The organism is Streptomyces sp. NPDC033966 (assembly GCF_055575955.1).
Map to the genome: position 1 here is coordinate 23,717 of NZ_JBVIRQ010000015.1, position 20,031 is coordinate 43,747.

19 protein-coding genes are annotated in these 20,031 nt (G+C 73.7%); 8 read left to right on the forward strand and 11 right to left on the reverse strand.

Annotation, left to right across the window (positions count from 1 at the left end):
- Nucleotides 1-86: 86 nt before the first annotated feature.
- The 4 genes from ACZ518_RS32405 to ACZ518_RS32420 all read left to right on the forward strand — a co-directional run bounded on the left by ACZ518_RS32405 (nucleotide 87) and on the right by ACZ518_RS32420 (nucleotide 4,151).
- Nucleotides 87-1,358 (forward strand): hypothetical protein, encoded by a 1,272-nt coding sequence (locus ACZ518_RS32405; RefSeq protein WP_469116600.1) that lies wholly within the window; start codon nucleotides 87-89, stop codon nucleotides 1,356-1,358.
- A gap of 182 nt (nucleotides 1,359-1,540) precedes the next feature.
- Nucleotides 1,541-2,698, forward strand: a complete 1,158-nt coding sequence (locus tag ACZ518_RS32410) for an MFS transporter (RefSeq protein ID WP_469116716.1) — start codon at nucleotides 1,541-1,543, stop codon at nucleotides 2,696-2,698.
- Between the two features lie 56 nt (nucleotides 2,699-2,754).
- A complete protein-coding gene (locus ACZ518_RS32415; protein WP_469116601.1) occupies nucleotides 2,755-3,447 on the forward strand; it encodes a M15 family metallopeptidase in 693 nt (230 codons plus the stop codon).
- Complete coding sequence (locus tag ACZ518_RS32420) at nucleotides 3,444-4,151, forward strand: C39 family peptidase (protein ID WP_469116602.1); 708 nt, start codon at nucleotides 3,444-3,446, stop codon at nucleotides 4,149-4,151. Before ACZ518_RS32415 ends, ACZ518_RS32420 begins: the two co-directional genes overlap by 4 nt.
- 176 nt (nucleotides 4,152-4,327) lie before the next feature.
- Here ACZ518_RS32420 and ACZ518_RS32425 read toward each other — a convergent pair whose 3' ends face one another.
- Nucleotides 4,328-4,828 (reverse strand): MarR family winged helix-turn-helix transcriptional regulator, encoded by a 501-nt coding sequence (locus tag ACZ518_RS32425; protein ID WP_469116603.1) that lies wholly within the window; start codon nucleotides 4,826-4,828, stop codon nucleotides 4,328-4,330.
- Nucleotides 4,829-4,867: 39 nt separating this feature from the next.
- Here ACZ518_RS32425 and ACZ518_RS32430 point away from each other — a divergent pair, with 39 nt between their 5' ends.
- Both ACZ518_RS32430 and ACZ518_RS32435 read left to right on the forward strand, forming a co-directional pair.
- On the forward strand, nucleotides 4,868-5,038 hold the full coding sequence (locus tag ACZ518_RS32430) for a hypothetical protein (protein WP_469116604.1): 171 nt from the start codon (nucleotides 4,868-4,870) through the stop codon (nucleotides 5,036-5,038).
- Nucleotides 5,019-6,281: an MFS transporter gene (locus ACZ518_RS32435; RefSeq protein WP_469116605.1), complete on the forward strand. Its 1,263-nt coding sequence runs from the start codon at nucleotides 5,019-5,021 to the stop codon at nucleotides 6,279-6,281. The genes ACZ518_RS32430 and ACZ518_RS32435 overlap by 20 nt, the downstream gene beginning before the upstream one ends.
- Nucleotides 6,282-6,351: 70 nt before the next feature.
- On the opposite strand, the gene ACZ518_RS32440 is transcribed toward ACZ518_RS32435, so the two are convergent.
- The 6 genes from ACZ518_RS32440 to ACZ518_RS32465 all read right to left on the reverse strand — a co-directional run bounded on the left by ACZ518_RS32440 (nucleotide 6,352) and on the right by ACZ518_RS32465 (nucleotide 13,298).
- Entirely contained in the window at nucleotides 6,352-7,365 is a 1,014-nt protein-coding gene (locus tag ACZ518_RS32440; protein WP_469116606.1) for a TIGR03842 family LLM class F420-dependent oxidoreductase, read from the reverse strand.
- A 24-nt stretch (nucleotides 7,366-7,389) separates the two neighbouring features.
- A complete protein-coding gene (gene hydA, locus ACZ518_RS32445; protein ID WP_469116607.1) occupies nucleotides 7,390-8,790 on the reverse strand; it encodes a dihydropyrimidinase in 1,401 nt (466 codons plus the stop codon).
- A gap of 10 nt (nucleotides 8,791-8,800) precedes the next feature.
- Nucleotides 8,801-10,096: an aspartate aminotransferase family protein gene (locus ACZ518_RS32450; RefSeq protein WP_469116608.1), complete on the reverse strand. Its 1,296-nt coding sequence runs from the start codon at nucleotides 10,094-10,096 to the stop codon at nucleotides 8,801-8,803.
- Nucleotides 10,093-10,935, reverse strand: a complete 843-nt coding sequence (locus ACZ518_RS32455) for a nitrilase-related carbon-nitrogen hydrolase (RefSeq protein WP_469116609.1) — start codon at nucleotides 10,933-10,935, stop codon at nucleotides 10,093-10,095. Before ACZ518_RS32455 ends, ACZ518_RS32450 begins: the two co-directional genes overlap by 4 nt.
- Before the next feature lie 167 nt (nucleotides 10,936-11,102).
- Nucleotides 11,103-12,737, reverse strand: a complete 1,635-nt coding sequence (locus ACZ518_RS32460) for a hypothetical protein (RefSeq protein WP_469116610.1) — start codon at nucleotides 12,735-12,737, stop codon at nucleotides 11,103-11,105.
- 309 nt (nucleotides 12,738-13,046) lie between these two features.
- Nucleotides 13,047-13,298 (reverse strand): helix-turn-helix domain-containing protein, encoded by a 252-nt coding sequence (locus ACZ518_RS32465; RefSeq protein ID WP_361603255.1) that lies wholly within the window; start codon nucleotides 13,296-13,298, stop codon nucleotides 13,047-13,049.
- A gap of 64 nt (nucleotides 13,299-13,362) precedes the next feature.
- Between ACZ518_RS32465 and map the strand changes: the two genes are divergently transcribed.
- Nucleotides 13,363-14,130 (forward strand): type I methionyl aminopeptidase, encoded by a 768-nt coding sequence (gene map / locus ACZ518_RS32470; protein ID WP_469116611.1) that lies wholly within the window; start codon nucleotides 13,363-13,365, stop codon nucleotides 14,128-14,130.
- A gap of 6 nt (nucleotides 14,131-14,136) precedes the next feature.
- Here the strand turns inward: map and ggt are convergent, their stop codons facing one another.
- Nucleotides 14,137-15,936, reverse strand: coding sequence for a gamma-glutamyltransferase (gene ggt / locus ACZ518_RS32475; RefSeq protein ID WP_469116612.1), 1,800 nt, complete (start codon nucleotides 15,934-15,936; stop codon nucleotides 14,137-14,139).
- A gap of 100 nt (nucleotides 15,937-16,036) precedes the next feature.
- Here ggt and ACZ518_RS32480 point away from each other — a divergent pair, with 100 nt between their 5' ends.
- Nucleotides 16,037-16,762 carry a hypothetical protein gene (locus ACZ518_RS32480; RefSeq protein WP_469116613.1) on the forward strand — a complete coding sequence of 242 codons (726 nt, stop codon included), beginning with the start codon at nucleotides 16,037-16,039 and terminating at the stop codon, nucleotides 16,760-16,762.
- Here ACZ518_RS32480 and ACZ518_RS32485 read toward each other — a convergent pair.
- The 3 genes from ACZ518_RS32485 to ACZ518_RS32495 are packed head-to-tail and all read right to left on the reverse strand — an operon-like array spanning nucleotide 16,722 to nucleotide 20,027.
- Nucleotides 16,722-17,990: a cytochrome P450 gene (locus ACZ518_RS32485; RefSeq protein ID WP_469116614.1), complete on the reverse strand. Its 1,269-nt coding sequence runs from the start codon at nucleotides 17,988-17,990 to the stop codon at nucleotides 16,722-16,724. The two genes, ACZ518_RS32480 and ACZ518_RS32485, sit on opposite strands and share 41 nt — an antisense overlap.
- Before the next feature lie 55 nt (nucleotides 17,991-18,045).
- Entirely contained in the window at nucleotides 18,046-18,558 is a 513-nt protein-coding gene (locus tag ACZ518_RS32490) for a hypothetical protein (RefSeq protein ID WP_469116615.1), read from the reverse strand.
- The gene (locus ACZ518_RS32495) at nucleotides 18,555-20,027 is read right to left on the reverse strand and encodes an ATP-binding protein (protein ID WP_469116616.1); all 1,473 of its coding nucleotides are present in this window, start codon (nucleotides 20,025-20,027) and stop codon (nucleotides 18,555-18,557) included. Before ACZ518_RS32495 ends, ACZ518_RS32490 begins: the two co-directional genes overlap by 4 nt.
- Nucleotides 20,028-20,031 lie beyond the last annotated feature (4 nt).

Genomic DNA, 20,031 nt, shown 5'->3' on the forward strand with positions numbered 1-20,031 from the left:
CGCCGCCCCGGCCCCGGCCCCGGCCCCGGCCCCGGAGCAGCCGGACTCACCCTCATCACCCACCGCACGGAACGGACACCCACCCCATGCTCCATGACGGCTACAACACCACTGCGGTAGCCGTGGTCGACGCGCTCGGCACCGGTCATCTCCTCGGCCCCGCCCTCCGCTCCCGAGGCGTCCCCGTCGTCCACGTACGCAACCACACCGCGGAGTTCGAACGGCAGCTCCACACCTTCCACGCGCCGGACTTCACTGCCGCGCTCGACTTCACCGGTGACCCGGCGGCCACCGCACGGCAACTGCGCGACCTGGGCGTCCGGCACGTCCTGGCCGGCACCGAGAGCGGCAGCGACACCGCCGACCTCCTCGCCACCGAGCTGGACCTGCCCACGGCGAACGCCCCCGGTTTCGCCGCGGCCCGCCGGGACAAGCGCACGATGCACCGGATCCTGCACGAGGCCGGGGTCCCCGTACCGGCCCAGCAGCACCTGGACGGCGACGGCCGCGTCCACTGGCAGACCGGCCCGCTCGACCCGGCGCAGCCCACCGTGGTCAAGCCGCCCGCCAGCGCCGGGACGGACGGCGTGCACATCTGCCCCACCATGGCGGACCGCGACGCCGCCGTCCGCGGCCTGCTGGGCGCCCCCAACCTGTTCGGCCAGCCCAACGACGGCGTCGTGGTCCAGGAACTCCTCACCGGCCCGGAGTACATGGTCAACAACGTGTCCGTGGACGGCTCCCACATGGCCGTCGAGATCTGGCGCTCCGACAAGAAGCTGGTCGACGACGCGCCCGTCTACGACCGGCAGGAGCTGCAGAGCCCCGACGCGCCCGGCATGCCCGCCCTCCTCACCTACGTCCGCGAGGTCCTCACCGCCCTGGGCGTGCGCTGGGGCGCCACCCACACCGAGGTCATCCTCACCGACCGGGGACCCCTGCTCCTGGAGACGGGCACCCGGCTGCCCGGCGGCCACGACCCCTCGCTCAGCCTCAAGGCCCTCGGCACCAGCCACCTCGACGAGGTCGTCGACTCCTACCTCGCGCCCGACGCGGTCGCCGACCGCGGTCCGGTACGCCCGCTGCGCCGCCACGCCCTGGGCGTCAGCCTGATCTCCCCGGCCGCCGGCGTCCTCCTGCGGCCGCTCGACCTGGACCCGGTCACCTCGCTCCCGTCGTTCCACGGGATCCGGCTGACCGTCCGCCCCGGATGCGAGCTCCCCCGTACGACCGGCCTGCACAGCAAGCCCGGCGGCCTCTACCTCTGCCACGAGGACCCCGCGCAGCTCGAACGCGACTACCTGGCGGTACGGGCCTGGGAGCGGGACGAGTTCACGAACGCCGTGGCCGGCCGCTGACGGACCCTGCCGGGCGCCTCCGCCTGCCCTCCTGCCGACTGCCCTGCCCTGCCCTGCCCTGCCCTGCCCTTGAGGATGCCGCCATCAACGCCCAAGCGAACACCACCACGCCCCCGCCGGAACCCGGCACCGCGTTCACTCCCCGCGAGCTGCTCCGCCGCCGACCGCTGCGGCTGCTCTTCCTGGCCCGCGGCACCTCGGTGCTGGGCGACATGGTCACCCCCGTCGCCCTGGTCTTCGCCGTCCTCGCCCTGGGCGGCGGCGCGTCCGGCGTCGGCATCGTGCTGGCGGCCCGGGCGCTGCCGAGCGTGGCGCTCGTCCTGATCGGCGGGGTCATCGGCGACCGCTACCCGCGCCGGTCCGTCATGGTGTGGTCGAACCTCGCGGGTTTCGCGGGCCAGACCCTCACCGGCGTCCTCATCCTCCTCCAGCACGCCCCGCTGTGGTGCATCGCCCTGCTGGCCGCCACGCGCGGGGCGACGGGCGCGTTCTTCAACCCGGCCTCCACCGGCGCCATCGCGGAAGTCGCCCCGGCAGGGAACCTCCGCCAGACCTACAGCCTCTTCTCCCTCGTGGGCAATGCCGCGGAAGTCGCCGGACCGGTCCTCGCCGCCGTACTCCTGGCCTGGGTCGACCCCGGCTGGATGCTGGTGGCGGACGGAGCCACCTTCCTGATCAGCGCACTCCTCGTCGCCGCCGTCGGCCCGCTCGGCCACCCGGCCGCCGGCGCCCGCCGTTCGATGGCCGGGGACATCCGCGAGGGCCTGCGCTGCGTGACCGAACGCCGCTGGCTGACGGCCCTCATCGCCAGTGCCGCCGTCTTCCAGCTGTGCCTCCTGTCCGCCCTGAACGTCCTCGGCCCGGTCGTCGCCAACGACCACCTCGGCGGCGCCTCCGCCTGGGCCCTCATCGTCGGCGCGCTGGGCGCCGGCGGGCTGTGCGGCACTGCCCTGTCCCTCAAACTGCGCATGCGGCGGCCCCTGCTGACCGGGTACGTCGCCATGCTCGCGGGCTCCGGCCCGACCCTGCTCCTGCTCGCCCTGCCCGCACCGGTGTACGTCCTCGCCGTCTCCGAGTTCGTCTCCGGCATGGCCATCGCGGTCTTCACCGCCGTGGAGTCGGCGGCCATCGCCAAGGAGGTACCCCGCGACCTCCTCTCGCGCGTGGACGCCGTCAACCGCTTCGGGTCGATGGGCCTGCGCCCCGTCGGCACGGCCCTGATCGGCCCGGTCGCCGCCGCCTGCGGAGTGCCCCTCACCCTCGTCTGCGCCGCCGTGCTCTCCCTGCTCGCCATGGTCGTCCCGCTGCTCGTCAGAGACGTGCGCCGGCTGACCGAGTGAGCGGGACGGCACCCGAAGCCGGACAACACCCCCGCACGACCACCGAGGAGACTCGTATGACGGCCCCCACGCCCGCCCCCGTCCTGATGGCCGATCCCCGCGTCGCGGCGATCCCGGTCACCGGCTCCGACGAGCCGCTCGTCGACCTGCGCACCCGCTCCGGCCTGCGCATGGACACCCGCAAGGCCGACCCCGCCGGGCACTACGCCCACGTACGGCAGGGGGTGGCAGACCGCCTCGCGCGCGCCGCCGGCCTGCTGCCCGCCGGGATCACCTTCCTCTTCGTCGAGGGCTACCGGCCGCCCGACCTCCAGCAGCGCTACTTCACCGCGTACCGCGAGCGGCTGCGCGACCTGCGGCCCGACCTGGACGAAGCCGGCCGGCACCTCGCCGCCAGCCGGTACGTGTCACCCCCGGAGATCGCACCCCACTCGGCCGGATCCGCCATCGACCTGACCCTGTGCACCGAGGACGGCCGCGAACTGCCCATGGGTACGAGCGTCAACGCCTCCCCCGAGGACAGCGCCCTGCGCTGCTACACGGCGGCCCCGGACATCGACCCGGAGAGCCGCGCCAACCGGGACCTGCTGGGCAGCGTCCTCACCGCGGCCGGCTTCGTCAACTACCCCACGGAGTGGTGGCACTGGTCGTACGGGGACCGCTACTGGGCCCTGGGCACGGGCCGCACCGCCGCCCTGTACGGGCCGGTCCACCGCACCGCGGACGCCGCCGACGGGGCCGCCCGGTGATCCCCGAGCCGTCCCACTCCGCGTACCGGCCCGTCCGCCACGAGGTGCCGTACTTCGCGCAGTGGGAGTCGCCCGAGCTGGTCTCGGAGATCGTCACGGGCCGCCTGGACGCCGCCGACGACCCCCGCTGGCGGGCCTCCGGCGCCGACTCCCCCGAGGAGTACGCCTTCTGGTCCTGGCGGGTGTGCGGCATGGCCTGCCTGCGGATGGCGCTGACCCACTGGGGCCTCGACGCGCCCCCGAGCGTCACCCTCGGCAAGGAGTACCTCGAAGCGGGGGCGTACGTACCGAAGGAGGGCGGCCTGCACGGGCTGATCTACGAGCCCTTCGCCCGCCACACCCGGGACCGCTTCGGCCTCTACGCCGAATCCCGCCCCTCGCTCCCGCTGCGCGAGGCCGGGCACCAGCTGCACGCCGGCCGCCTCGTCATGCTGTCCGTCCACCCGGGCGTCCGCAGCGGGGACACCGAGCCGCCCCACCGCGGCGGGCACCTGGTGCTGGCCGTGGGCGCGGACCGGAACACGATCACGATCCACAACCCGTCGGGCTGGCACGGCGTCTCACAGGAGTTCGTCGACGTCCCCTGGCCGGTGATGCGCCGCTACTACGCGGGCCGCGGCGTCCTGCTCGGCCGCCCGGCCGACGGTGCACGCCGGTTCCCCGTGTCCACTGACGAAGCCCGAGGTCCACGTTCCGACGGGTGACGCCCCACCGAGCCGACCGTCCGGGACCTGGCCGTCGGGGACGGGGCCGAGATCAAGCCGGGCACACGCTCGACCTCACCCCCCTCGAACTGCTCCTTCAGCCGCTCCGGTACGGGCCGTACCTGCCGATCGGCAGGTACGGCCCGATGAACTTCCAGTGGGCATCGGCGAGTTGCCTAGCCGTCACCTTCGGGCAGTGTTGAGGCGAGTCGTTCGAGTAGGTCGGCAAGCTGCGTCTGCTCCTCCGCGCCGAGCCCGGAGAGGAGACGACGCTGGTTGTCCAGGTGGACGGCGATGAGCTCGTCGGTCAGTTCGACGCCCTCGACGGTGAGGGCAATGAGGCGTCCGCGTGAATCACTCTCGGCGACGGACCTGCTGACCAGGCCGCGGGCTTCGAGCCGGTCGACCCGCTTGCTGATCGCACCGGTCGTGACCAGGACGGTGCGGCTGAGCTCGCCCGCGGACAGTGCGTAGGGTTCCCCCGAACGCCGGAGCGCCGCCAGTACGTCGAAGTCACCGCCACCCAGGCCCGCGGCCTGGAAGGGCGGTCGCAGGCGTTGGTCCAGCCCGTCGGCGAGCCGGAAGAGCCGGCCGATGACGAGCATGGGAGCCGCGTCCAGATCGGGGCGCTCGTGTTTCCACTGTTCGACGATGGCGGCGATGGCGTCGTTCTGCATGCCTTCACCATATCTTCCATGGATGATAATTTATCTTCCATGGAAGATAATATTGTCCCTCGTGCCGCCGTACCGGTCGTCCTCTACTTCGATGCCACCTGCCCCTTCGCCTGGGCCACTTCCCGACGGCTGCTCGAAGTCGAACGGCTGGCCGGGACGGGAGCGTTCACCGAGCTGAAGCGGGGTCGCGGTGCGCTCGACTTCCGCTGAACCCGGCGTTCGTACCCGGCGCCGGCTCACCGCCGCGAGCCTGGTCAGCGCGACCGGCGACGGCGTGTACGTGCCGCTGACGATGCTGTTCGTCCACTCGCTCACCGGCCTGTCGCTGACGTCGATCGGCGCGGGCCTGACTGTCGCCGGGCTCTGCGCCCTGCTGTTCATGCCGGTCGCAGGCGTCCTCATCGACCGGTTCGGCGGACGGCAGGTACTCATCGGCGTGCTCGCGTTGCGCGCGGCCGGTTTCGCCGCCTACCCGTTCGCCGGCTCCTATCCCGCCTTCCTGGCGATCGCCCTGGTGGTCGCGGTGGGGATGTGGGCCTCATCACCCAGCCAGCACGCTCTCATCGGAGAGATCGCCCAAGGCCCCGAGCGTGACCGGCTGCTGGCATGGGACCGCAGCCTGCGCAACGCCGGCATGGGGTTCGGCAGCCTGGCGGCGGCGGGCATGCTGGCGTGGAACGGCAGCGCCGGCTTCATCGGCGCTGCCGTGGTTCTGGCCGCGGTGTTCGCCATCGCCGCCGTGCTGGTGTCCCGGATCCCGGCCGTCCAGCGCGGGGCCAGGGCGCCGGAGGGTCCCGGGGGTGGATACCGGCAGGTGCTCGCCGACCGCCCCTACCTGCTCATCACGACTGCCAACTTCCTGATCGCCTTCGGCTACACCGCTCAGGCCATCGCCCTGCCGATCTTCCTCACCCGCGACGTCGGCATCCCCGACGCCCTGGCCGGAGCCGTGTTCGCGCTCAACACCGCCCTGGTCGCCGCCCTCGGCGTCCCCATCGCCCGCTTGACTCTGCGCGGTAGACGCACCCGCACGGCCGCGTCCGGCGCAGTCGTCTTCGCGCTCTCCTTCGCCGCCTTCGCGGCCCTTCCCCGACTGACCGGCGGTACCGGCGCCATCGTTGCCGTCCTGGCGGTCGCGGTGCTCTACACCGCCGGTGAACTCGTCCACTCCGCACCGTCGCAGGGCCTGTCGATCCAGGCTGCCCCCGATCACCTGCGCGGACGCTACCTGTCGGTCTATCAGCTGTCCTGGTCGGTCTGCCGCACGATCGCGCCCGTGCTGCTGGGATTCCTGCTCGATGCCGGGCAGTGGCACGTGTGGACGGTTCTCGCACTGATCGTCCTGACCGGCGCTGCGATCCTGCTCTGCGCCGAGCGCGTACTGCCGCCGCATGTCGTCAGCAGCAGCACACGGAAAGCCACCGCCAGCACTGCTCAGGAGGTCGTAACCTGACGGTCGCGCGTCTGCGTGCACTGGCTGCGAGGGCCGACCCTCGGGGTCGGCCCTGTCCCGCCTGCGAGCGTCAGCTGAACAACGGGATGATGTGTGAGCCGTACGCGTCGATGGTGGCCTCCCTGGCGTCGTGCATGTCGTAGACGGCGAACTGGTCCACTCCCAGGTCGCGCAGGGCGCGCAGCTTCTCGATGTGGGCCTCGGCCGGGCCGAGCAGGCAGAAGCGGTCGACGATCTCGTCCGGGACGAAGTCGGTGGACGGGTTCCCGGCGCGGCCGTGGTGGCTGTAGTCGTAGCCCTGGCGGGCCTTGATGTACTCGGTGAGTTCGTCCGGGACCATGCCCGAGTGTTCCCCGTAGCGCGAGACCAGGTCGGCGACGTGGTTGCCGACCATCCCGCCGAACCAGCGGCACTGGTCCCGGGCGTGGGCCAGGGCGGCCGGTGAGTCGTCGGCCGTGACGTAGGCGGGGGCCGCCACGCAGATGGTGAGGGATGACGGGTCGCGGCCGGCTTCGGCAGCCGCGTCGCGGACCGCCTTGACCATCCACTCCGTGAGGAAGGGGTCGGCGAGCTGGAGGATGAACCCGTCGGCCTTCTGGCCCGTCAGGGCGAGGGCCTTCGGGCCGTACGCTGCCATCCAGACGGGGAGTCTGCCCTCCTTGATCCAGGGGATGCGGACCGGGTTGCCGTCGACGACCGCCTCGCGGCCCTCCGCGAGGTCCCGGATCACCTCGATGGCCTCGCCCAGGCGGGCCAGGGTGTTGGGGGCGCGGCCGGCGACCCGCATCGCCGAGTCCCCGCGGCCGATGCCGCAGACCGTGCGGTTGCCGTACATGTCGTTGAGGGTGGCGAAGGTGGAGGCGGTGACCTCCCAGGTGCGGGTGCCCGGGTTGGTGACCATGGGGCCGATGTGCAGCTTCCGCGTGTTGGCGAGGATCTGGCTGTAGATGACGAACGGTTCCTGCCACAGCACGGCCGAGTCGAAGGTCCAGCCGTAGCGGAAGCCGTTGCGCTCCGCGCGTTTCATGAGGCTGACGACCTGGGAGGCGGGCGGGTCGGTTTGCAGGACGAGGCCGAAGTCCATGGCGGCTCCTTGCTGCTTGCGGGCTTACAAGTACTGGCAGGTGGAGCGGGGGACGAAGGCCCCGTGGCCGGCCCGGCCGGTGTACTCGCGCCGGTCGATGACGAGTTCGCCGCGCGAGAGGACCGTGTCGACGCGTCCGGTGATCCGCCTGCCCTCGTACGCCGAGTAGTCCACGTTCATGTGGTGCGTCTCGGCGGAGATGACCTGCTCGGCGTGCGGATCGTAGAGGACGATGTCGGCGTCGGAGCCGGGCGCGATGGTGCCCTTCTGCGGGTAGAGGCCGAACATCCGGGCCGGGGTCGCACAGGCGATCTCGATCCAGCGGCGGCGGCTGATGTGCCCGTCCAGGACCGCCTGGTGGAGCAGGTCCATCCGGTTCTCCACGCCGGGGAGGCCGTTGGGGATCTTCGAGAAGTCCCCCCGGCCCAGCTCCTTCTGGCCGCGGAAGCAGAAGGGGCAGTGGTCGGTGGAGACGACCTGGAGGTCGTTGGTGCGCAGGCCGCGCCACAGGGCCGCCTGGTGTTCGCGCGGCCTCAGCGGGGTGGAGCAGACGTACTTGGCGCCCTGGAAGTCCGGCTCGGCCAGGTTGTCGGTCGACAGGAAGAGGTACTGCGGACAGGTTTCGCCGAAGACCGGCAGGCCTTTGTCGCGGGCGGCGGCCAGCTCCGCGACCGCCTCCTCCGCCGAGACGTGCACGACGTACAGCGGGGAGCCGGCCACCCGGGCCAGCTGGATCGCCCGGTGCGTGGCCTCGGCCTCCAACAGCACCTTGCGGACCTCGCCGTGGTGGCGGGGGTCGGTCTCCCCGCGCGCCAGGGCCTGTTCGACGAGGACGTCGATGGCGATGCCGTTCTCGGCGTGCATCATGATCAGCCCGCCGTTGCCGGAGGCCCGCTGCATGGCGCGCAGGATCCGGCCGTCGTCGCTGTAGAAGACGCCCGGGTAGGCCATGAAGAGCTTGAAGGAGGTGATCCCCTCGCCGACGAGGTGGTCCATCTCCTTCAGGGTCCCCTCGTTGACGTCCGAGAGGATCATGTGGAAGGCGTAGTCGACGGCGCACTTGCCGTCCGCCTTGTCGTACCAGGTGTCGAGCCCCTCGCGCAGGGAGCGGCCCACGCTCTGCACGGCGAAGTCGACGATGGTGGTGGTGCCGCCCCAGGCGGCCGCCCGGGTGCCCGTCTCGAAGGTGTCCGAGGCCGCGGTGCCGCCGAAGGGCAGTTCCATGTGCGTGTGCGCGTCGACCCCGCCCGGGATCACGTACTTCCCGGTGGCGTCGATCGTGCGGTCGGCCGTCCAGGCCCCGGCGGCCGCCGAGCCGTGCGCGGCGAGGGCCGCCACCCGGCCGTCCTCGATCAGGACGTCCGCGTGGAGCTCGTCGGCGGCGGTGACGACCAGGCCGCCGCTGATCAGCGTACGGATGCTCATGTGCGTCCCCCTACTGGATGCTGCGCAGCGCCTGTTCGAGGATCTCGGCGCCCTCTTCCGCCTCGGCGACGGTGAGGGAGAGCGGCGGCGCGATGCGCAGCACGCTGGTGTTGTGCCCGCCGCCCTTGCCGAGGAGCAGCCCGCGCTCCCGGGCGGCCTCCAGGACGGCGGCGGCCGCCTGCGGGTCGGCCTGGTCGGTGCCCGGCTTCGTCAGTTCGATGCCGGCCATCAGGCCCCGGCCGCGGACCTCCCGTACGGCGGGCACGGAGGCGGTGACGGCGCGCAGCCGCTCCAGGAGCAGGCCGCCGACGCGGCGGGCGTTGCCCTGCAGGTCGTGGTCCAGCAGGTACGCGAGGTTGGCGAGGCCGGCCGCCATGGTGACCGGGGAGCCGCCGAAGGTGGAGATGGAGTTGGAGTCGAGGCAGTTCATCACCTCGGCGCGGGCCACGACACCGCCGATGGACATGCCGTTGCCGATGCCCTTGGCGAAGGTGAGGATGTCCGGCGGGCCGCTCCGGGCGTGGGCCTGCCAGCCCCAGAAGTTGTCGCCGGTGCGGCCCCAGCCGGTCTGCACCTCGTCGCTGATCCACAGGATGCCGTGCCGGTCGAGGACCTCGCGGAAGGCCCCGTACAGCCCGTCGGGCGGTGAGGTGAACCCGCCGACCCCCTGGATCGGTTCGGCGATGAGCGCGGCCACTCCCCCGCGCGCCTGGCCCAGTACGTCTTCCAGGTCGGCGACGGCCGCGGCGGTGAAGGCGGTGTCGTCGAGGCCGGCGAAGGGCCCGCGGGTGCGGACCGCGCCGTGGACGTAGTACGTCTGGAGCGGGGAGAGGCTGGTCGGGGACCAGCCCCGGTTGCCGGTGATCGAGACGGTGGAGAAGGACCGGCCGTGGTAGCTGTTGCGCATCGCCAGGATCTGGTTGGAGCGGCGGTACGTGGTGGCGAGCAGCAGGGCGGTGTCGTTGGCCTCGGTGCCGGAGGTGGTGAAGAAGACCCGCGCGTCGGGGATGCCCGACAGGGCGGCGACCCGCTCGGCCAGCTCGATCATGGGCCGGTTGAGGTACAGGGTGGAGGAGTGGATGATCCGCCCGGCCTGTTCGGCGACGGCCTTGGTGACCTCGGGCAGCGCGTGGGCGGTCATCGTGGTGAGGATGCCGCCGAAGAAGTCGAGGTAGCGGTTGCCGTCGGCGTCCCAGACGTGGCGGCCCTCGCCGTGGGTGAGCTCGATGGGGCGGTCGTAGTAGAGCGCGAGCCAGTCGGGCAGGACGGAGCGGTGGCGGCTGTGCAGCGGGATGGGGTTGGTCACGGCTGGACGAGTCCTCCGTAGGCGTCGGGGCGGCGGTCGCGGTAGAAGGCCCACTGGTCGCGGACCTCTTTGATCAGGTCGAAGTCCAGGTCGCGGACGAGGAGTTCCTCCTCCTTGTCGCTGGCGACCTCGCCGACGAACTGGCCGCGCGGGTCGACGAAGTAGCTGGTTCCGTAGAAGTCGTTGTCCCCGTACTCCTCCTGGCCGACGCGGTTGATGGCGGCGACGAAGTACTCGTTGGCGACGGCGGAGGCGGGCTGTTCCAGCTGCCACAGGTACGCCGACAGGCCCCGGGAGGTGGCGGAGGGGTTGTATACGAGCTGGGCGCCGCCCAGGCCGAGCTGGCGCCAGCCCTCGGGGAAGTGGCGGTCGTAGCAGATGTAGACGCCGACCTTGCCCACGGCGGTGTCGAAGACGGGCCAGCCGAGGTTGCCGGGGCGGAAGTAGAACTTCTCCCAGAAGCCCTTGACCTGGGGGATGTGGTGTTTGCGGTACTTGCCGAGGTAGCTGCCGTCGGCGTCGATGACGGCCGCGGTGTTGTAGTAGAAGCCCTCGCTCTCCAGCTCGAAGACCGGGACGACGATCACCATGCCGGTCTCGCGGGCCAGCTCCTGCATCCGGCGCACGGTGGGGCCGTCGGGGACGGGCTCGGCCCAGCGGTAGTGCTCGGGTTCCTGGACCTGGCAGAAGTAGGGGGCGTTGAACACCTCCTGGAAGCCGATGATCCGCGCGCCCTGGGCGGCCGCCCGGCGGGCGTGCGCCTCGTGTTTGGCGATCATCGACTCGGTGTCTCCGGTCCAGGTGGCCTGGACGAGTGCGGCGCGGACGACTTGGGCCATGAGCTGCTCCTCGCGACGGGAACGCCGGCTTCTACGCACGTAGACGGTGTGCGTAGGGAGTCGAAGGTAGGCCTCGTCACAGCGCGGGGCAAGACCGCCTTGCGCGATTGGAGTAGTCGATCAGGTTACGCCGCCACGTGGCCGTTTGCGGTCAGCGGACGGGCGGTTCAGGCCACCGGGATTCCCGCCACCCGCAGGGCGTGCACCAGGTCGCGGTGCCGGGTGGAGGACAGCGCCCGGGCGGCGCGCAGCAGCCGGGGGGCGAACCAGTGCGGGTCCCGGCGGGCCAGGCCGGCCGCCTCCTCGGCGGTGCGCAGCAGGACGAAGGCGCCGAGCAGGGCCTGGGCCTCGCGGTCCCGGCCGGCCGCGCCGAGGGCGAGGGCGGCTTCGGCGACCTCGGCGGCGGGGCGGGCCACGCCCTGGCGCAGCAGCCCGTCGCAGTCGGCCTCCCGGCCCGCATCGCCGAGGGCGGCGGCGGCCGCGGCGAGCCGGTCGGGCGGGAGCGAGGCCGCCTCCCAGAGCAGGGTGGCCCAGTCGGCGGCGAGGCCCGCGCGGCCGAGCTCGGCGGCGAGGGCGGGCAGTTCGGCCGCGGGCCAGGCGGCGGCCTCGCAGAGCAGGGCGTGGGCCTCGCCGCTGCGGCCCTGGGCGCGCAGCGCCAGCAGCTCCGCCGTGAACCCGCCGCGGGAGCCGGCCGCCGGGGCGGGCACCGGGGTGCCGGCGGGGGCTCCCCACACGGAGGGCTCGTCGGGGTCGGGGGCGGGGCGGGCGGCGGCGGGCTCGGCCGGGACGGGGTACGGGACGGGCGCTGCCGGGGCCGGGGCCGGCGGGGCGGCGTGCGCACCGGGTGCCCCGTCCGGCGGCGCCGGGGTGCGCGCGGGCGGTGGGGCCGGGTGGGCCAGGTGGGCGAAGCGGGCGCCGCGCGGGGCCGGGACGGGGAGCTCCGGAACCCCGGCGGCCGGGGGCCCTGACGTCGCCGCGGCGGCGTCCGGTGGGGCGCCCGCGTACCGGGCGCCCCCGGCCCGCCGGGTTCCGCGCAGCCACCGGCCGCCCTCCCGCTGCGCCGGGACGGCGGGCAACGGCTCGGGCTCCGGACGCGGCTGCGGCTGCGACCCCGTCCCGTGCTGCGGCGACTCCGGCCGCGCGTGCGCCCCCGGGCTCGGCTGTGCCCCTGCCCCCGGCCGCGACTCCGGCCGCGACCCCGGCCCGTGCAGCGACTCCGGCTGCGGCCCAGACTGCGCGTGCGCCCCTCGGCTCGGCTGTGCCCCTGCCCCCGGCCCCGGCCCCGGGCCGTGCGACGGCCACGGCTCAGCCGAGAGGGCCGCCAGGCGGGATTCCAGGTCCGCGTGCCGTGCGGCGGCGCGGGCCGCGTCGTCGCGGGTCCAGGCGAGCTCCCGGTTCAGGGCGGCCGCCTCCCCCGGGTCCCCGGCGCCGGCGAGCCGGGCGGTCAGGGCGCGCAGTGCCCGGTCCAGGGCGGCCCGCTGGACGGCGGCGGTGTCGAGCAGGGTCCGCAGCTCGCCCGCGCCGCCCGGCATGGCGTCCCACGCGGCGACCGCGGCCGCCCTCAGCGAGGCCGCGTACGCCGCCTCGCCGGCCGCGCCGCCCGGCTCGCCCGGCAGGTCGCCGAGCAGCGATTCCAGTACGTCCCACGGCGGCACCGCGACCCCGTCGAGGCAGGCGCGCATCCCCTCCGGGTCCCGCCGCAGGAACTCCCCGTACCAGCCGGCTCCGGGATCCAGTCTCTGCGTCAGCCCCCGCAGGTAGTCCGTGAGTTGCCCGATCACCAGCGCAGTCGGCGTCTCCATGCACGCATTGCACCCCACCCGTGTTACGGGCGGGCTACGGAAATCTCAAACCTTGACGGCGAACCCGCGTCCACAGCGCTCCCGCCGGCCGGCGCCTGCGCCGGGGCCAGGGCGTCGGCCCGCCCCCCGGGAGTCGAACAGGCGGCGGCCAGCAGGCCGGCCGCGAGGAGGGCGCCGAGGAGCGCGAGGCCGAGGCGTTTGGCTGCGTTCGTCACTGACACGCCTTCACCGCTTCCCGGATCCGGCAACCTCCCACACCCATTGGGCCGTCCGGCCGCCGGACACGCCCCCGGAGGAGCGGCTGCCTGGTCAGGCGGGTACGAGCGCGCAGCGGCGTACGACCTCGTCCAGGGAGAGCCCGAGGACCCCGGCCAGGGCGGCGACCGTGAAGAAGGCGGGGGTGGGCGCCCGGCCGGTCTCGATCTTGCGGAGGGTCTCGGCGGAGAGGCCGGCGCCGGCCGCGACCTCGACCATGCTGCGGCCGGCGCGCGCCTCGCGCAGCAATGCGCCCAGGCGCTCGCCGCGCTCGCGCTCTTCGGGTGTCAGTGGGGTGCGGACCATGCCCCCATCCTACCCCGCATGCCAATAACTATCCCGGTAAACTAATACCGGTATAGTTATTGGCATGGTGCAGCTGAAGACAGACAGATCGATCGACGAGATGCGTGCCGCCGGCCGGGTGGTGGCGCACGCCCTGGCCGCCGTCCGCGGGGCCGCCCGGGTCGGGGTGTCCCTGCTGGAGCTGGACGCGGTGGCCCGCGCGGTCCTGCGCGAGGCCGGTGCCACCTCCCCCTTCCTCGGCTACCGGCCGCACTTCGCGCCGGTGCCCTTCCCGGCCGTGGTCTGCGCCTCGGTCAACGACGCGATCGTCCACGGGATCCCCGGCGGCTACCGGCTGCGCGACGGGGACCTCGTGAGCATCGACTGCGGGGCCAGGCTGCGCGGCTGGGTCGGGGACGCGGCCGTCAGCTTCACCGTCGGCCGCCCCCGCCCCGAGGACCTGCGCCTCGTCGAGACCGCCGAGCGGGCCCTCGCCGCCGGCATCGCCGCCGCCGTACCCGGAAACCGGATCGGCGACATCGCCCACGCCATCGGCACCGTCTGCCGCTCCGCCGGGTACGGCATCCCCGAGGGCTTCGGCGGCCACGGCGTGGGCCGCGGCATGCACGAGGACCCGGGCGTCCCCAACGAGGGACCGCCCGGGCGCGGCATGAAGCTGCGCCCCGGCATGGTCATCGCGATCGAGCCGATGCTGATCGCGGGCGGTACGGACGACTACGTCTGCGACCCCGACGGCTGGACCCTGCGCACCACCGACGGCTCCCGCGCCGCCCATGCCGAGCACACGGTCGCCGTCACCACGGGCGGCCCGAGGATCCTCACCGCCCCGTAGACGCCGCTACGGCTTCCCGTGCGGCCGTACGACCATCGCCGAGCCGCCGCCCCTGCGGGTGGTCTCGGCCGCCGCCAGCCAGCGACCGTCCGGCAGCCGCTGGACGCCGGTCGCGGCGCCGATCTCGGGGTTCTGCCGGAAGGCCTGGCCGAGGCCCTCCAGCTCGGTGCGCAGCGGGCTGTTCCACAGGCCCGGCTCCAGCTCGGTGGTGGTCTGGTTGCGCTGGCTGGCGCGCGGGGCCGCGATGGCGTCCACCAGCGGCAGCCCCCGGTCCAGATGGCCGGTCAGGGTCTGCAGGACGGTGGTGATGATGGTGGCGCCGCCCGGAGAGCCGACCGCGAGGACCGGACGGCCGTGCTCCAGGACGATGGTCGGGGACATGGACGAGCGCGGGCGCTTGCCCGGGCCGGGCAGGTTCGGGTCGGGCACGCCGGGGGCCGCCGGGGCGAAGGAGAAGTCGGTCAGCTCGTTGTTGAGCAGGAAGCCCCGACCGGGGACCGTGATGGCGCTGCCGCCGGTGGACTCGATGGTCAGGGTGTAGGAGACCACGTTGCCCCAGCGGTCGGCGACCGTCAGGTGGGTGGTGTTCTCCCCCTCGTAGGTGGTGGGGGCGGTCTCGCCCGTGGTGGCGCAGGGGACCGGGTTGCGGGGGTCGCCGGGGGCCAGCGGGCTGGTCAGCGTCCGGTCGGGCTCGATGAGGCAGGCGCGCGTGTCCGCGAACCGCTGCGAGAGCAGCTCCCGCGTGGGCACGGACTCGGCGGCCGGGTCGCCGACCCAGCGGCCGCGGTCGGCGAAGGCGATCCGGGAGGCCTCGATGTACCGGTGCAGGTACTGCGCCGGGGACAGCTCCGACAGGTCGGTGCGCTCCAGGATGTTCAGCGCCTCGCCGACGGTGGTGCCGCCGGAGGAGGACGGCGCCATGCTGTAGACGTCCAGGCCCCGGTACCCGATCTGCGTCGGGGCCTGCCGCTTGGTCGCGTACGCGCGCAGGTCGGCGGTGGTCAGGTCGCCGGGGCGGACGTTGCGGGTGGCGGCCGGGTCGACGGGGGGCTTGCGGACGGTGTTGACGATGTCCTCGGCGATCGGGCCCCGGTAGAGCGCGCCGGTGCCCTTGCGGGCGAGTTCGGCGTAGGTGGCGGCGAGGTCCGGGTTCTTGAAGGTGGAGCCGACGACGGGGAGCTGACCGCCGGGCAGGAACAGCTCGCGGGTGGCGGGGAAGTCCTTGAAGCGGTCCTGGTTGGCCTCGGTCTGGGCGCGGAAGGTGCCGTCGACCTTGAAGCCGTCGCGGGCCAGTTTCTCGGCGGGGCGCAGGAGCTGGGCCAGCGGGCGGCTGCCCCAGGCGTCGAGGGCGCTCTTCCAGGTGGCGGGGGTGCCGGGGACGCCGACCGAGCGTCCGCTGGTCTGGCCCTCCGCGAAGGGGATGGGGACGCCGTTCTCCTGGAAGAGGGTGGAGGTGGCCGTGGCGGGCGCGGTCTCGCGGCCGTCGATGGTGTGCACCCGGCGGGAGGAGGCGTCGTAGTAGACGAAGTAGCCGCCCCCGCCGATCCCGGCGGAGTACGGCTCGGTGACCCCGAGCGCGGCGGCGACGGCGACGGCGGCGTCCACGGCGTTGCCGCCGGCCCGCAGGACGGCGATGCCGGCGGCGGAGGCGTCGGCGTCGACGCTGGCGACGGCCCCGCCGTAGCCGGCGGCGACGGGCACCTTGGGCGGGGCGGGGGCCTGCTGCGGCGGGGCGGCGGCCCCGGTGGAGACGAGCGCCCCGGCGAGGGCTGCGAACGCTAACTGACGTGCGGCGGAAGCGCGCATCCGGTTCCTCCAGTCGACTGCCTGTCAGACTCAGGGCGGCAGCCTAGCTTCGCCGCACCCCCCACGTCAGGACGGCGGGGTGGCCGCTAGCATCCGCCGCATGAACGACGACGTGCGCAACATCGTGCTCGGGGTGGCGGCCACCGCCATCAGCGGCGGCTTCGGCTGGTTCTCCCGGACCTACTTGTGGCGCCGCGACCTGCGCCGCAAGCAGTCCTTCTTCGGGCTGCCCGCCGGCTCGGACTGCCTCTTCGTGGCGAACCGCCAGATGGGCGGCAAGGATTCCTCGCTGCACCGCAACGACGCCTTCGCCCTGCTGGAGATATCCGCGCTGATCCGCGACTGCGGGGCGACCGTGCAGATCGTCCCGCACGACGCGGCCCGGCAGGGCTTCGGCGAACGCGCCGAGTTCTGCGTGGGCGGACCCTCCTCCAACTCCCGTACGACGGCGCACCTGGCCTCGCTGTTGCCGGGGGTGCGGATGAACGTGCAGACGGAGCAGGTCCCGGAGCGCGGGGCGATCACCGTGGGCGGGGAGACGTACCTCTGGGACAAGGGCGTGGCCGAGTACGTACTCCTGGCCCGGCTGGTGACGGAGCGGGGCACCCGGCCGCTGTTCCTGCTGTGCGGACAGACCGCCAACAGTAATCAGGCAGCAGCCCGTTACCTGGCGAAGCACCACCGGGAACTGGCGCGGAAGTACGGCGGGGACGCCTTCTGCCTCCTGCTCAAGGTAATCAACGCGGATGCCTACGGGCCGGACGTGACGGAGCTGGTGGCGGACGTCACCGCCGCGGCCCGGACACCCGCAGCGGCAGCCGGGTGATGCCGTTGATGAAGTTGGAGACCAGCCGGCGGGGCGGACCGGTGAGTTCGGGCGCGGGCATCGCCGTACGCCACTCCTCGTAGAGGGTGCGCAGCTGGAGCCGGGCGAAGTGGGCGCCGAGGCAGACGTGCGGGCCGTCTCCGAAGGAGACGTGCGGGTTCGGGGAGCGGCCGAGGTCGAGCCGGTCCGGGTCGGTGAACACGCGCTCGTCGTGGTTGGCGGAGGCGTGGAAGACCACCACCTTGTCGCCGGCGCGGACCGGGGTGCCGGCGAGTTCGGTGTCGCGGGCGGCGGTGCGGCGGAAGCTGAGCACCGGCGGGTGGACGCGCAGGAGTTCCTCCACGGCCCGGTCGAGAGGGGTGTTGCCGTCGGCGAGGCGCCGGTAGGCGTCGGGGTTCCCGGCCAGGGCGAGGAGGCCGCCGGGCGCGGCGCTGCGTACGGTGTCGTTGCCGGCGACGGTGAGCAGGAAGAAGAACATCTCCAGTTCGGCGGGTTCCAGTCCGGCCTGCGCGAGGGCGGTCATCACGTCGTCCTCGGGGTGGGCGCGCTTGTACGCGGCCAGTTCCCGGGCGTAGCCGAACATCTCGCCGAGCAGGGCCGGGGAGCGCGGGTTCAGCGGCTTGCCGTCGGGGCCGAGGAGGGGCGCGGGGGCGTCCTCGGGGTCCTGGTAGCCGATGACGCGTACGGTCCACTCCAGCAGCAGGCCCCGGTCGGCGGGCGGGACGCCCAGCAGGTCGGTCAGGTTGAGCAGGGCGTACTCGTCGGTGACGGCGCGCACCACGTCGGCTCCGCCGTCCTGGGCGCCGTCGCGGGCGGCGGCGAGGAGGGTGCGGGCGCGCTCGCGGGCCCGGTCCGCGAAGGCGTCCACCCGGGCGGGGGTGAAGGCGCGGGAGACCAGGCGGCGCAGCCGGCCGTGCCCGGGCGGGTCCTGGTTGAGCATGGTGCTGCGCAGGAACGGCAGGTCGGCGGGGTCGGGGTCGCGGATCTGGGTGGCGCCGAGCCAGGAGGAGTACGCGGTGTGGTCGCGCAGGACGCGGACGACGTCGGCGTGCCGGGTGACGGCCCAGAAGCCGGGTCCGGCGGGCCATCCCCGGAGTTCGGGCTCCTCCTGCCAGGCCACCGGGTGCCGGTCGCGCAGCAGCCGGTAGCGCTCGTGCGGGACGCCCTCGGCGTACACGCGGGGGTCGAAGACGTCGGGGATGCCGGGGGGCCGGGCGGCGCGTTCCATGGTCCACACGGTGGCGGGACGGCGGGCGCCGCCGCAAGGGGCCGTCGGACAGGTCCTAACCCGCTCGGCCGCCGGGTTCGCAGCGGGCCGCCTCCAAGGCGGTGTCGGTGCCGCGCAGCACCACGTCGAAGGCCGGGGCCAGGGTGGACAGGGCGCTGCACACGAGCTGGCGGCGGGCGATCGGGTCCAGGTCGGCGACGGGGAAGGGGAGCCGCGCCTCCACCCGGTCGCGGGCCGTGAAGCCGACGCCGATCTCCTCCAGTTGCCTTCCCTCGACCGGGGGCAGCCGGGTGCCGAGCCCGGCCTCCAGTTCCGGTGTTCCGGGGCCGCCGAGGAGTCCCGTCAGGCTGCCCCGGGGACCGTCGCGGGTGTGCTCGGGCTGCGGCGTGGGGACCAGTCGTCCCTCGGGGGTGACGAAGTAGGCCATCGAGGTGCGGGCGGGCGCGGCGACGGCCACCTTGGCGGCCGCGCCGCTCTCCACGACCCCGGTCGGTTTGATCCCGCAGCCGGTGAGCAGCGTCGTGCCGAGCAGGGCGGCGGCGGCCGCGAGGGTCCGCGTCCGGCTCATGGGGCGGCCTCCACGGGCATGTCGAGGGTGAACACGGCTCCTCCGTCCGGGCCGTTGGCGGCGCTCAGGGTGCCGCCGTGCAGCCGGACGTTCTCCAGGGTGATGGCGAGCCCGAGGCCGCTGCCGGCGGAGCGGGCACGGGCGGCGTCGGCCTTGAAGAACCGGTCGAAGATGTGCGGGAGCACCTCCTCGGCGATGCCCGGTCCGCTGTCGGCGACCTCCAGCAGCAGGCGCGGCCCGCCGGGGTGCTCCTGGGTGCGTACGGCGACCCGTACGGGGGCCTCCCCGTGCCGCAGCGCGTTGCCGACGAGGTTGGCGAGGACCACGTCGAAGCGGCGCGGGTCCAGCCGGGCGCGGACCCCTTCGGGGAGGTCGGTGGTGACCCGGTCGTCCTCCCAGCGGCGGCGCTCCAGGGTCTTGCCGACGGCCTCGGCGACGTCCACGTCGTCGAGGTTGAGTTCGGCGGCGCGGGCGTCGAAGCGGGAGATCTCCATCAGGTCCTCGACGAGGACGGCGAGTTTGCCAGTCTCGGCGCTGATCAGCCGCAGGGCCTTGGCGGTGTCGGGGTCGAGGGCGGCGGCGTCCTCGTCGAGCACCTCGGTGACGGCGAGCATCCCGGCGAGCGGGGTGCGCAGTTCGTGGGAGACGTCGGCGGCGAAGCGGCGGGCCCGGGCCTCCGCCTCCCGCAGTTCGGTGACGGACTCCTCCAGGGCGCCCGCGGTCTCGTTGAAGGTGCGGGCGAGACCGGCGAGTTCGTCGGCGCCCCTGACCGTGATGCGGGTGTCGAGGCGGCCCCGGCCCAGGTTCTGCGCGGCGCGCCGCATGTCGCGTACGGGGCGCAGGACGCTGCGCGCGGCGAGCAGGGCGGGTACGAGGGAGATGGCCAGGCCCGGTACGGCGCCCTGTTTGGCGGCTTCGACCATGGCGTCGACGGTCTGCTGTTCGCTGGTGAGCGGCATCACGGCGTAGACGGTGACCCCGGTCGGCTCGCGGTTTCCGTTGCGGGTGAAGACGGCGGGCATGCCGATGGTCAGGTAGGGCTCGCCCCGGCTGTCCTCCACCCGCTGGAAGGCGCCGTGCGGGTTCGCCGCGACCTGGTCGCGCAGCTTCTCGGTGAGGACGGCGGAGGTGGTGGGGGTGCCGTTGGAGGAGGCGCGCAGGGTGCCGTACTCGCCGTAGACCACCCAGGAGTGGGGTTTTCCGCGTTTGCCCAGGTCGTTGACGAGGCGCTGGAGCTGCTGGCGGTCCATGGGCAGGCTCATGCCCTGGCCCTCCAGCTGGTCGCGCAGGGTGCTGACCGCCGTGTCCTGGCTCTGGGCCAGCACGGCCCTGCGGGCCTGCCGGTAGGTGAGGGCGGCGGTGCTGACGGCGCAGATCGTGGCGACCAGCAGGAACGCGGCGATCAGCCGGGTGCGCAGGCCGAGCGGCGGGAGGCGGCGCACGGGCCCGGGGGGTGTCTTGCGGGTCACGGGA